This is a genomic window from Amycolatopsis regifaucium (genome assembly GCF_001613935.1).
Lineage (GTDB): Bacteria > Actinomycetota > Actinomycetes > Mycobacteriales > Pseudonocardiaceae > Amycolatopsis > Amycolatopsis regifaucium.
Window position 1 is genome coordinate 85,904 of the sequence record NZ_LQCI01000034.1, and the last position, 12,473, is coordinate 98,376.

The window sequence follows — 12,473 nt, forward strand, 5'->3', positions numbered from 1 at the left end:
TCGAATCCCCGACGATTCAGGCACAAAGCACGGGACATGTTCACCTCCTCCCTGTCACGTGTCCTGTGCCACGCACCGTGGGATGCGGTCCTTTCCTCTCGCCAAACCCCATGTGTGCAAACAAAAACCCTGCCACCTAGCGCCATGAACACGCTCAGGTGACAGGGTTTTTGTTGTATGGATTAGGAAGCTTCGTCCAACACCAACGCGGGTGGAGGCTCAGGGGACGGGGACTTGAGCAGGCAGCGATCACACGGCATGCCTTGCACGCCATCTAGGATATCGAAACTGTTGGGCTGCAAGTAAAGCGTGCACAACGTCGGGTATCCGAAGCCGGGCAGGAACATGAGTTTCCCTGTCTCTGCAACGACTTCCACGAGATGTGTCGTGCGCTTCGTCTCACCAACGATGCCGGGCCGTAGCCGGACGAACGCGAGTGCCATGGTTGCGCCTCCTCTCTGCCAAGCGATCACGGACGGCCGGAACGATGAGCACGGACAGAGGCAGCACGATCAACACCCCGATGCTGATCAGCGGCCCCCAAGGGTTCGGTATAGGGAGCATGCGCAGAGCGTCGAACCTAGGTGACAGTCTGCACAGGGAAGGCGTGAGGGAAGGTTGGGGAAGCTGTATCCTCGGACCTGTGTCCACCAGCGCGAACGACCGTCTTCGTCTGGCACGTGAGGGCATGTCGTCGCGCCTTCACCCTGGCACGTCGATGGGCCGTGACGAACTAGCCGCCCTGGTGCGGGACTGGATTACGGCGAACGATCCGAAGGGTCGCCTCTCAGCGTTCGACAGCAATCACCTCGGGAAGCTCGAACGCGGCATCGTTCACCGCCCGTCCCCCATCATCCGCGCCGCTCTGTGCGCCACCCTCGACGCCAACGAGTCAGACTTAGGTTTCGTCTCCTCGAAGGACGCTGAGCGCGTCTCTCAGGCCCTCTCAGGACACGTTCACACCGATCACAAGGCCCTTGCAGCGATTGCCGACGTTCTAGCCAGCGTTAGGCGCTTGGAAGATGCCACCAGTGCCGCCGACGTCCTCTCAACTGTGCAGGCTCAGCGCTCTATGGTTACGCGCCTCGCGGATAACGCACGTGGTGACGTTCGCCCGGACGCCGTAGGGCTGTTGTCTGAGCTTGAGCAATACCTTGGGTGGTTGAGCATCCCGCTTGAGCGTTGGGACGATTCGAAGCGTCACCTCGATCGGGCGTCTGTGCTAGCCCTTGAGGCCGATGACCCTGAACGCCTGGCGATGGCACTGTCGTTCTCGGCATATCGCAACCTGCGGCGCAACGACCTACGTAGCGCGGAAGCGTTGAACGCTGCGGCAGGACGAGATGACCGCGTGAACATCGGCCTCCGCACCTACACGGAGTTTCAGCGCGCCGAGCTGTTGGCGCGTGATGGGGTCAAGCGTGAGGCGGTGAAGGTTCTGAGTGATGCCGATCGTCTCGTAAATCGCCTACCCGAGGACAGCGACGAACTACCTGCATCCTCCTATTGGTATGTCCCGTCGTTTTTCGAAGGTCAGCGTGCGTTCGTCCTCCACGCACTCGGCGACGACAAGCAGGCAGCACGCGTCGCCCGTGACGCAATCGCTGCCATGCCTACATCATGGCGTGAGAGTGAATGGGCTGAGCGGAGATTGAAGCTCACGGAGTTGGACGGCTAGCCAAGGTCAGCGAGGCTCCCCGACTTCAAGGCGTCATCTGTGACCTTCACACGCGAATCGACCAGGCGTTTCAACGCGTCGCCATCATCCCATTGGTTGACGTTCATAGCGGCGTGTACTTCCCCGTCAGGGCTCACCCAGAACGCCGTGAAGTTGAACGCCTTGAGGTCACCCCTCACCACCAGGTGATCGCGCTCAAGGTCGGCTAGTCCTCGGTACTCACAGCCGATCGCTGGGCCACCCGTGTTGGTGTCATACTGGTCCGAGAAGAAGTACGGGCTCTTCCGGTAAGGCTCGTTCTCCCCCAGCAGGTTCCCGGCGACGTGCTCGCCCTGCCACTTGGCGTTCGCCCAGTGCTCGACGCGGACGCGTTTTCCGTAGCGCGGATGGAAATGCGCGGCGATGTCGCCGATGGCGTAGACGTCGGGCGCCGCGGTCCGCAGTCCGGCGTCGGCGCAGACACCACCGTCGTCGGACAGCTCCAAGCCGGCCGCGTGCGCGAGGTCGACTTGTGGCGCCGCGCCGACGGCAACCAGGACGACGTCCGCCGGAAGCTCGTCACCGCTCTTCAGGCGGACACCGGTCACGCCGTCCGGACCGCCGGTGAATCCGGCGAGGCCTTCCCCCAGTCGCCACTTCACGCCGTGTTCGGCGTGAAGGGCTTCGAATACCCCGGAAATCTGCTCGCCCAGCACCGCGAGCAGCGGCGAGCCGACCTGGTCGACCACGGTCACCTCGGCACCGTGTTCCCTGGCGGCCGCCGCGGCCTCGGTCCCGATCCAGCCGGCACCGACGATCACCACCCGTTCGGCGTCCTTGAACGCCGAACGCAGTGCCAGCGCGTCATCGAGGGTGCGCAGGGTCCGCAGACCCGGCAGATCACCACCGGGGACCGGCAGCGACCGTGGCCGGGAGCCGGTCGCGAGCACGAGCCGGTCGAACCGGTGCTCGCCGCCCGCGTCGTCGACCACGAGGCGCGCGCCGAGTTCGATCCTGGTCGCGGTCGCCCCGCTCTTGTGCGCGATGTCCTTCTCTTCGTAGAAACCCGCGTCGTGCACCCAATCGGGTTCGTCGGTGTTGCCCAGCAAAAGCCCTTTGGACAACGCCGGTAATTCGTACGGGCGGTGCGTATCGGTGCCGAGCAGCAGGATCTCGCCCGCGTAGCCACGTTCTCGCAGCGTTCCCGCGGCCGTCGCGCCCGCGAGACCGGCTCCGACGATGACGATCTTCCTGGGTTCGGACATCGATGACCTCCCAAGCAGGCTTTCCCTCGGACGCTACTCCCGTTCCGCCTCGTCCGGCCCAGCGAAGCCGGAAGTCGATCACGATCCGAAGGATCGGTTAACCCATCAGTAGGAACGTCGGGTTATCCGCGTCACGGCCTCCGGACCGCCTCGTCCCAGCCTCGGACGAGAAAGGGAGATCATGGGAAACGGGAGGATGAGGACCTTGGCACCCCGCGACGAATGGTCGGTCGGCTGCCGGGATCTGGCAGGCAGGCGCAGGGACGTGACGGTGTTCGTGAGCGCGGACAAGATCGTGCTCGTGGCGCCACCCGGAGAGGCCGCCGTACTCGGGCCGCTGGACGTGGGGCGCCTGCGCGCCGCGCTCCGCGACGCCGTGGTCGCGGTGGGCGAACATCCGGACCACCACGAATGACAACTACCGTTCCTACTTCCGAGTAGGTAGAGTCTGCTCCGTTCGGGAAGGAGCAGGCCATGACCACCTACTTCGTGACGGGCGCGACGGGTTTTCTGGGAAAACGCCTGGTCGCGCGCCTACTGCGGCGACCTGAGACCGTAGCCGTCCACGTGCTCGTGAGAGAGACCTCACGCGGGAAGCTCCCGAGCCATGAGAAGCTGATTCCCGTCACCGGCGATCTGACCGAACCCACGCTGGGCATCGACCCCGCCAAGGTGGGACCCCTCGACCACGTCGTGCACCTGGGCGCGATCTACGACCTCACCGCGGACGAGGCGGCCAACCGCGCCGCCAACGTCGACGGCACCCGCAACGTCCTGGAGTTCGCCGCCGCGGCGAACGCCGGGCTCTTCCACCACGTCTCTTCGATCGCGGTCGCCGGGCAGTACTCCGGGCGGTTCACCGAAGCCGACTTCGACCTCGGCCAGAGCTTCGCGTCGCCGTATCACGCGACGAAGTTCGAGGCCGAGAAACTCGTGCGACGGCACGGGAAAACGCCGTTCCGCGTGTACCGGCCGTCCGCCGTCGCCGGTGATTCGCGCACCGGCGAGATGGACAAGATCGACGGCCCGTACTACTTCCTGCCAGCGATCTCGCGCCTCGCCGCGTTGCCTCGCCGCCTTCCGCTGGCCGCCCCGGATCTCGGCGCCACGAACATCGTGCCGGTCGACTACGTCGTCGAAGCGATGGAATACCTCATGCACGTCGACGCGCCCAGTGGCAGCACGTACCACCTCGCGTCGCCGCGTCCCCAGCCGCTGCACGAGGTTTACAACGCCTTCGCGCGGGCCGCGGGCGCGCCGAAGATCTCCGCCGTCCTTCCGCCGCGACCGTCCGGAGCGCTCAAGCGCGCCGGAACCCGCCTCGCGAAGTCCGCGGCGGCCGGTGTGGACCGGGTTCCCGGCGGCCGTTCGGCCCGGGCGGCGGTGCTGAAGGAACTCGGCATCCCGCTCGAAGTCCTGCCACATCTGAGCATGGACGTCGACTTCGACACGAGCGCGACCACGGCCGCGCTCGAAGGCAGCGGAATCACCTTGCCCCCGTTGAACGAGTACGCCGGGCCGCTCTACCGGTACTGGCTCGGGCATCTCGACCCCGATCGCGGCCGCCGCCGTCCGGGGCCCGAACCGCTCGACGGCCGCAAGGTGCTGATCACCGGCGCCTCTTCGGGTATCGGACGCGCGTCCGCGCTGGCCGTCGCGGCGAAGGGCGCCGAAGTGATCCTGGTGGCCAGGCGGGCCGACCAGCTCGAAGAGGTCCGCGAACAGATCGTCGCGGCGGGTGGGAAGGCGTCCGCGTATCCGTGCGACCTCACCGACGGCGACGCGGTCGACGCTCTGGTCAAGGACGTGCTCGCCGCGCACGGCGCGGTCGACATGCTGGTCAACAACGCGGGCCGCTCGATCCGGCGCTCGCTTTCGCTGTCCACCGAACGGTTCCACGACTTCGAGCGCACGATGGCGATCAACTACTTCGGCCCCGTGCGGCTGATCCTCGGCCTGCTGCCGTCGATGACGGAACGCGGCTTCGGCCACGTGGTCAACGTGACCACGCAAGGACTGCAGACCGACACCCCGCGGTTTTCCGCTTACCTGGCCTCGAAGGCGGCGCTGGAAGAGTTCGGGCTGACCGCCGGCCGGGAAACGCTTTCCGACGGGATCACCTTCACCTCCGTGCGGATGCCACTGGTGCGCACGGACATGATCGCGCCGACCGGCTCCTACCGCGGCATGCCGGCGAGTTCGCCCGAGCGCGCCGCCGGCCTCGTGGTGAAGGCGCTCGAAGAACGACCGGAGATCTTGAATCTGCCCGAAGGCAAGGCCGCCGAATTGGTGACGCTCGTCGCACCCAAGACGACCCGGTTCTTCGCGCATCTCGTCTACCGCGCGATGCCGGAATCGGCCCCGGAAAGCCGTGGCCTGCCCAGGAAGGCTCCGCTCGCGTCGGTCGCGGGCGCGGTCACGAAGCTGGTGTGGCGCCGCCGTCCCTGACTTCCCCGCGGCCGGGCTCGATCGGGGAAGGCCCCCGGCCGCTACCATCGGTTTCCGATACGCCGGGGTCGGCGGGCACGGGCCGAGGTAGGGACGAGCCGGGAAGGGGCAGTGTGGAAGTCGCCAGTCCCCCGCTGCCGACCGGACCGGACTCGGCGGTGGTCCGTCCGTCCAGGACAGTGCTGCGGCTTTCCCTGCACGTGGCCTGGGTTCTGGCGCTCGCCGTCGCCACCGAACTCCGCGTGGGGCGCTTCGGTTTCCATCCCTCGGACCAGGGTTTCATCCTCGCCCAGGCGTGGCGGGTCCTGCACGGTGAGGTGCCGCACTCCGACATCATCTCCGCCCGGCCGCTGGGTTCGGCTTTCCTGCACGTCGTCGACTTCGTCCTGCCGGGACCGTTGTTCTTCGTCTCCAGCGTGCTCAGCATGCTGGAGATCATCCTGGCGACCATCGCGTTCGCCGTCCTGGTCACCCGGCGCCGCGTCCGCGACTGGGGGCCGGGGCTCACCGGCCTGACGGCGGCCGCGTCGCTGTTGAACCTCAACGCCTTCCCGCTGATGGCGTGGCACACGATCGACGGCATCTTCCTGACCGCCTGTGGCGCCTGGGCACTGGATTCGGGACTGCGCAACGGCAAGGCGTGGCCACGACGGCTCGGGCTGGTCCTGCTGGGGACCGCGGTGTTCGTCAAACAGAGTTTCGCGCCGGTGCCGGTGATCGCGCTGTGCTGGCTGCTGTCGCACCCTTCGACACGGGAAGGCGCTTTCCGAACCGGGCGCTGGTGGCGGCGGCTGGCCGGGGATCTGCCGGCGCTCGGGGCGTTTCTCCTCTTCTACTTCGGAATCGTCGCGTTCGACGGCGGGCTCGGCGCGATGGCCGAGCAGCTCACCGGCGGCCTCCCCGCGTACGGCGAACGACTTCTCGGGCTGTGGGTGGAAAATCCCGAGACCCTCCTGCTGCCACCGGTGCGAGGCTTGACCTTCTTCGCGATCGCGGGCGTGCTTCTCGCTCTGCTCATGATCTTCCGCGACCGCGCCGGACTCACCGGCGCGGTCCTCGCCCGGCTGCTGCTCCTGGCCGGTGTGGCGGTGGTGGTCGGCACCGTCGTGGATGGACACTTCACCGGCGCGTCCCGCTGGGCGGACGTCCTCTGGTGGATCCTCGGTGTCGCGTTGCCGGTCAACTGGGTGGTGACGCGGCGGTTCCCGCGGATGGGCGCGCTGGTCTTCGCGACCGGCTTCATGACGAGCCTGTCGTGGGGGAACGACACTCCGACGCTGTTCACCGGAACGCTGGCTCTGACGGCGGTCCTGTTGCTGACGGACGCGCTGCCGCCGATGCCCGCGCCTCCTCGCCGGATCCGGCTGGCGGGCGCGACCGCGGCGGGACTGGTCGCGGTGCTGGCGTCGGGCTGGGCCGTGGTCGCGCACCACGACGAAGCCGCGTACCTCGACATGGCGCACGATAAGCTGACCGGTGACCTCGGCACGGTGACACCGTCGATGCGCGGCATCCGGACCAACCCCGGCACTTTCACCTACGTATCCCAGATCCGGGACTGCGTCTCGCGGTTCCCGGCGGCCCGCACGGCGGTCCTGCCGGACAACCCGTTCGCCTATCCCGCGTTCGGCCTGCGCAATCCGTTCCCATTGGAATGGCCGCTGCCGCTGGAGATCGTCGCCGACGCTCCACAACGGATGCTCACGACCGCGGACGACCTCAACCGCGACGGCGACTACCTGGTGCTGTTCCAGACCGTGAGCATGCCGACGCTGACCAAGGGCGGTCCGGTGCCCGCCGAAGTCGCGGCCGATGCGCCGATCTTCGACTACCTGGGACTGGAGGACGCGCTGCGGTCGCGGCTCACCGGGCAGACCGTCACCTGCGGCAGCTTCATCGGCAAGTGGGCTCCGCGCCCGCGCTCCTGACGCGTTTCGTCCTCTCGACGCGGTAGGCGCACGCGCAAGTACCGCATTCAGAGGACGAAACGCGGGCGTCAGTCGACGCCGCCGTCTTCGGGACGTCCGGCGGCGAGCCCGGCGAGGACGTCCAAAGCCGCCGCCAACGTGTCGAGGGGCGGCGACGACACCGCGAGCCGCACCGCGTTCGGCGCGTGCCCCGGGACGACGGCGAACGCGGCCGCCGGGGTGACCGCGATCCCGCGTCGCGCGGCCGCGGCGACGAAAGTCTCGGCACGCCAATGCTCGGGGAGTTCCCACCAGCAGTGATACGCCCGAGGATCCGCGCGCAGCGTGAACCCGGCCAGCCGTGCCGCCGTCACCCGCTGGCGTTCGGCGGCGTCGAGACGTTTGGCCCGCTCGACCGTTTCCAGGGTGCCGCCGGTGATCCACCGGGTGGCGGCTTCGACGGCGAACCGGGGCGCGACCCAGCCGCCCGAGCGCACCGCCGCGGCGAGCCGCTCCGTCCATTCCGGCGGCACGGCGAGGAAGCCGGTGGTCAGTCCGGGGGCGAGCCGTTTGGACATACTGTCGGTGAACACCGTGCGTTCCGGCGCGTACGTCGAGAACGGGCGGACCTCGGGCCGGAGGAAGGTGTAGATCCCGTCCTCGATCACCGGGATGTCCAGCCGTCGCACGGTTTCCGCCAGCGCGGCACGCCGCCCTTCGTCCATTGTGGACCCGAGCGGGTTGTGCAACGTGGGCTGGACGTAGAGCGCGCGGACGGGTGCGGCGGCGTGCGCGGCTTCCAGCGCTTCGGGCACCAGACCCTGGTCGTCGGTCTCGATGGGCACCAGCTGCGCGCCGAGCCGTCCGGCGAGGGCTTTGACCACCGGATAGGTGATCGCCTCGACGGCGAGCCGTTCCCCCATCGGCACCAAGGCGGCGATGGCGGCCGCGATGGCCTCACGACCGCTACCGGCAAAGAGGATCTCCGGCGTCCAACCGTCCTTCGCGAACAGCCCGGCAACGGCGTCCCGGGCCTGCTTCGAGCCGGTGACACTCCCCGGACGCAGTGCCGCCGACAGGACGTCTTCACGCAGCAACGGCTCCAGCGCCTTCCCGACCAGCGCGGTTTGCTCCGGGAGGACGGCGAAGTTGAGTTCGAGGTCGATCAGCGCGCCGCCCGGCTCGGCGAGGGCGGGCTCCAGCGGCGGCCTCGCGGCGCGGACGAACGTGCCGCGGCCGACCTCGCCGACCACGACGCCTCTGCGGACGAGTTCGCCGTACACCCTGGCGGCGGTCGAGTTCGCGATTCCGCGTTCGCGGGCGAACCTGCGCTGCGGGGGCAGCCGGTCACCCGGGCGAAGCCTGCCGGCCTCGACATCGGCGGAGATCTCGTCCGCGACTATCCGGTAGTCCTCCACGCCTCATGATGTCATCGGCGGAGGTTGTGAGCCGACTGCGACCTACGGAACACCACGACGGCAGACTCCTAGGTTAGCCTAACCTGCGTGAAGACCGTGGAAACCCTCACCGAGCAGAGCACGACGTCCCGCCTGCACGCGGACGCGCTGACGCTCGCCTACGACGGCCGGACCGTGGCCGAAGACCTCGGGGTGGTCATCCCCGACCGGTCGTTCACCGTCATCGTCGGCCCGAACGCCTGCGGGAAGACGACCCTGCTGCGCGCGCTCGCGCGGATGCTCAAGCCCCGCCAAGGTTCGGTGTTTCTCGACGGCCAGGTGATCAGCTCGTTCCCCGCCAAGGAGGTCGCGCGGCGGCTCGGCCTGCTGCCGCAGAGCTCGATCGCGCCCGACGGCATCACCGTCGCCGACCTCGTCGCGCGCGGCCGGTACCCGCACCAGCGCCTGCTGCGCCAGTGGTCCCGTGAGGACGCCACCGTGGTCGCGGAGTCCATGCGCGCCACCGGGGTCGACGACCTCGCCGAGCGGCTGGTCGACGAACTGTCCGGCGGCCAGCGGCAGCGCGTCTGGATGGCGATGGCGCTCGCGCAGGAGACCGACCTCCTGCTGCTCGACGAGCCGACGACCTACCTGGACATCGCACACCAGATGGACATCCTCGACCTGTGCGCGCAACTGCACCGGGAACAGGGCCGCACCCTGGTCGCGGTGCTGCACGATCTCAACCACGCGGCCCGGTACGCGACGCACATGATCGCGATGCGGGACGGGGAGGTCCTGGCGACCGGGGCGCCGGAAGAAGTCGTGACCGCCGACAACGTCGAGAAGATCTTCGAGTTGCCGTGCCGGGTCATGCCGTGCCCCGAAACCGGGACGCCGCTGGTGATCCCGAAGGCCGGCCGCCGCGCCGCCTGATCGCGGTAGATTGGCGGCGGAGGTGCCATGTCACAGCAACTGTGGTCCGAAGTGGACGAGTACCTGTCCGGGGTGCTCGTCCCGTCCGATCCCGCTCTCGAAGCCGCGCTGAAGGCTTCGGAAGAGGCCGGGCTCCCCTCGATCGCCGTCGCGCCGAACCAAGGAAAGCTGCTCAACCTGCTGGCGAGGATGATCGGCGCGCGGTCCATCCTGGAGATCGGCACGCTCGGCGGCTACAGCACGATCTGGCTCGCGCGTGCCCTGCCGCCGCAAGGCGAACTGGTCACGCTCGAGTTCGACCCGAAGCACGCCGCCGTCGCGCGGGAGAACATCGGCAGGGCCGGGCTCGGCGGACTGGTCGACGTTCGCGTCGGCAAGGCGCTGGACCTTCTGCCGTCGGTCGAGGGCCCGATCGATCTGGCGTTCATCGACGCCGACAAGGTCAACAACCCCGCTTATTTCGAGGCGGCGCTGAAGATCGTCCGGCCCGGCGGCGTGATCGTGGTCGACAACGTCGTCCGCGGCGGCGCGGTGGCCGACGCCGCCAGCGACGACCCGAACATCCAGGGGATCCGGCGGCTGCACGAGATGATCTCCACCGAACCACGCGTCGACGCGACGGCGTTCCAGACCGTCGGCGCGAAGGGCTACGACGGGCTGACCATCGCGCTCGTGAAGTCCTGACCCGGCCAAGTTCTGGCCCGCGCCTGGTGCGAGGCGTTCGGTAAGCGTGCCCACCGTGCCCCAGGTACATGATGGCCCCCTTCCTTGCGCCTAGCGCAAGGAAGGGGGCCATCATGTACTTCACACCAGCAACGCGTAGGTACCTCCGCGCTCACCGGGTCGGTGCCGGAGCCACCTGGGTCTGCACGAGTTCCGGCCACCGCAGCGGAAGTCCCTGGTGATAGCCGTTCATGAAGCGCTGCCACAGCTCGGCCGGGATCGTTCTGCCGGTCAGCTTCTCCCCGGCGGCGTCCCGCATCCGGCGCGGTTCGTCCGAGCCGGCCCAGACCGCTGTCGAAAGCTGTGGCGTGTAACCGACCGCCCAGCCGCCGGCGTTGTCGTCGGTCTTGTTGAACCGGAAGTCGCCGGTCTTCAGCGCCGCCGGGCGATCCTGCAGCCCCGTGCTCAGCACGCTGCTGATCGTACCGGCGATCCGGCGGCTCAGCGCCTCGTCATCGTCGAACCCGGGCGCCTTGTCCGGCGGCCGCTCCCACACGATTTCGCCGTGCTCGTCCCGGATCTTCGACACCAGATGCGGGGTGGCGCGCACGCCCTCGGCGGCGAAGGTCGCGTAGGCACCGGCCATGTCGCTGGGCCGCAAGGGATAGCGGCCGGCCGCGATACCGGGTCCGATCAGGAACCCGTCCTTCTCGCGCAGGGTCACCGCGCCGTCGACGGCCTCCGGGATACCCGCCGCGCGCGCGCCGTTCCGGACCGTTTCCGCGCCGAGCCTCTTCGCCAGGTCGACGAACGGGCCCTGGGCATCCCGTGCCAGCGCCTCGCGCAACGTGCATTTCCCGGCCTCACCGCACTGGTCCTGGAACTTGAAGGTCTCACCGAGGAAGTCGACCTGTGCGGGTGGTTTCAGCGGCTCGTCCACGTTGACGCCCTGCCTGAGCCCGGCGGCGAGCGTGAAAGGGTGGAAGGCCGAGCCGGTGCCGTACGGAGTGCCCGCGTAATCGTGCACACTCCAGCCGCCACCGTTGTAGGCGCGGATGGCACCGGTCCCGGGTTCGACCGCGACCAGCGAGGCGCGGAAGTGCTCCGGCTGCCCTTGCAGCCGTTCCTTGACCACCTTCTCGGCCGAGGCCTGCGCACGCGGGTCGATGGTCGTCTCGACCTTCATCGCGCCACCGCGGAGCCGGTCCAGGGGGTAGCCCGCCTGCTCCAACTCGGCGAGGACCTGCTGCTTGATGTGGTACTTCTCGTAGGTGACGCGGCCGGCGCGGGTTTCCGACGGCGCCTGGATCGCGTCCTCCGGATAGGTCATCGTGACCGCTTCCGCCTGGCTGACGTAACCGCGGGCGACGAGCTTGTTCACCACATAGGACCAGCGCTTCATGGCGTGCTCGTGGGTGGAGGCGTACGGGTCGTGCACCGAAGGCGACTGGATCATCCCGGCGAGGAAGGCCGCCTCGCTCCACGTCATCGAGTTGTCGAGCTTGCGGCCGAAGTAGGCGTTCATCGCCGACGCCGGGCCGTAGGTGCCGCGGCCGAACGAGATGATGTTGACGTAGCTCTCGAAGATCTCCTTCTTGGTCTGCTGCTGGGTGATCTTCGTGGCGAGCACCAGTTCGGAGAACTTGCGGGTGAGTGTGGCGTCCTCGTTGCCGGTGGACTTCTTGATGTACTGCTGGGTGATCCCCGAACCGCCGCCGACGCCGGTCACCAGCGCGCGGCCGAGTCCGGTGAGGTCGAAGCCCTCGTTGTCCCAGAAAGTCGGGTCCTCGGTCGCGACGATCGCGTCGCGCAGCTTCGGTGGGATGGCGTCGTAGGGCACGAACAGCCGGTCGCCACCGGGCGGGACCACCTTGAGCAGTTCGGAACCGTCCGCGTTCTGCAGGACGACGGTCTTGTCGAGGTCCGCGAGCACCTCCTGGGGGCTGCGGACGTCGAGCAGGACATACGCGATCCCGAACGCGGCGACCGGGATGCCGATCAGAAGGCCGAACGTCCAGGCGGCGATCCGGCGCCACCTGCGTTTCTTCCCTTCCGGCGCCGGGGTGGCCGTGGTCATCGACTCGGGTGCGGTTTCGTCATCCGGGTTCTCCACGCCGGGTAAGACGGCCGACCGGAGGAAAAGGTTGTGAGAAAATCACCGGATCGTGTCCTGCTTCCCCCGCGTTTCGTCCTCTGAATG

9 protein-coding genes are annotated in these 12,473 nt (G+C 68.2%); 6 read left to right on the plus strand and 3 right to left on the minus strand.

All coding sequences use genetic code 11. The features are described from left to right. The first annotated feature begins 643 nt into the window (after positions 1-643). On the plus strand, positions 644-1,678 hold the full coding sequence (locus AVL48_RS24185) for an NsdA family TPR-like regulatory protein (RefSeq protein ID WP_244162584.1): 1,035 nt from the start codon (positions 644-646) through the stop codon (positions 1,676-1,678). On the opposite strand, the gene AVL48_RS24190 is transcribed toward AVL48_RS24185, so the two are convergent. Beyond that, the gene (locus AVL48_RS24190) at positions 1,675-2,922 is read right to left on the minus strand and encodes an NAD(P)/FAD-dependent oxidoreductase (RefSeq protein WP_061986868.1); all 1,248 of its coding nucleotides are present in this window, start codon (positions 2,920-2,922) and stop codon (positions 1,675-1,677) included. The genes AVL48_RS24185 and AVL48_RS24190 overlap by 4 nt on opposite strands. 196 nt (positions 2,923-3,118) lie before the next feature. Here AVL48_RS24190 and AVL48_RS24195 point away from each other — a divergent pair, with 196 nt between their 5' ends. The 3 genes from AVL48_RS24195 (at position 3,119) to AVL48_RS24205 (ending at position 7,298) form a co-directional block, all read left to right on the plus strand. Further along, on the plus strand, positions 3,119-3,337 hold the full coding sequence (locus tag AVL48_RS24195; RefSeq protein WP_063054139.1) for a hypothetical protein: 219 nt from the start codon (positions 3,119-3,121) through the stop codon (positions 3,335-3,337). Between the two features lie 59 nt (positions 3,338-3,396). Continuing rightward, positions 3,397-5,370, plus strand: coding sequence for an SDR family oxidoreductase (locus tag AVL48_RS24200; RefSeq protein WP_061986866.1), 1,974 nt, complete (start codon positions 3,397-3,399; stop codon positions 5,368-5,370). 113 nt (positions 5,371-5,483) lie between these two features. Beyond that, positions 5,484-7,298, plus strand: a complete 1,815-nt coding sequence (locus AVL48_RS24205; RefSeq protein ID WP_061986864.1) for a hypothetical protein — start codon at positions 5,484-5,486, stop codon at positions 7,296-7,298. 68 nt (positions 7,299-7,366) lie between these two features. Here AVL48_RS24205 and AVL48_RS24210 read toward each other — a convergent pair whose 3' ends face one another. Then, positions 7,367-8,695 carry an aminotransferase-like domain-containing protein gene (locus tag AVL48_RS24210; RefSeq protein WP_061986862.1) on the minus strand — a complete coding sequence of 443 codons (1,329 nt, stop codon included), beginning with the start codon at positions 8,693-8,695 and terminating at the stop codon, positions 7,367-7,369. Between the two features lie 87 nt (positions 8,696-8,782). Here AVL48_RS24210 and AVL48_RS24215 point away from each other — a divergent pair, with 87 nt between their 5' ends. After that, positions 8,783-9,610, plus strand: coding sequence for an ABC transporter ATP-binding protein (locus AVL48_RS24215; RefSeq protein ID WP_061986860.1), 828 nt, complete (start codon positions 8,783-8,785; stop codon positions 9,608-9,610). 27 nt (positions 9,611-9,637) lie between these two features. Further along, complete coding sequence (locus tag AVL48_RS24220) at positions 9,638-10,294, plus strand: O-methyltransferase (RefSeq protein ID WP_061986859.1); 657 nt, start codon at positions 9,638-9,640, stop codon at positions 10,292-10,294. A 151-nt stretch (positions 10,295-10,445) separates the two neighbouring features. Here the strand turns inward: AVL48_RS24220 and AVL48_RS24225 are convergent, their stop codons facing one another. Next, a complete protein-coding gene (locus AVL48_RS24225) occupies positions 10,446-12,386 on the minus strand; it encodes a transglycosylase domain-containing protein (protein WP_061986857.1) in 1,941 nt (646 codons plus the stop codon). Positions 12,387-12,473: the final 87 nt, after the last annotated feature.

Excerpts from the sequence above, each read along its gene's own strand:
- AVL48_RS24200 (WP_061986866.1), top strand. The coding sequence starts at position 3,397 with ATGACCACCTACTTCGTGACGGGCGCGACGGGTTTTCTGGGAAAACGC.
- AVL48_RS24195 (WP_063054139.1), top strand. The coding sequence starts at position 3,119 with ATGAGGACCTTGGCACCCCGCGACGAATGGTCGGTCGGCTGCCGGGAT.
- AVL48_RS24220 (WP_061986859.1), top strand. The coding sequence starts at position 9,638 with ATGTCACAGCAACTGTGGTCCGAAGTGGACGAGTACCTGTCCGGGGTG.
- AVL48_RS24190 (WP_061986868.1), bottom strand. The coding sequence starts at position 2,922 with ATGTCCGAACCCAGGAAGATCGTCATCGTCGGAGCCGGTCTCGCGGGC.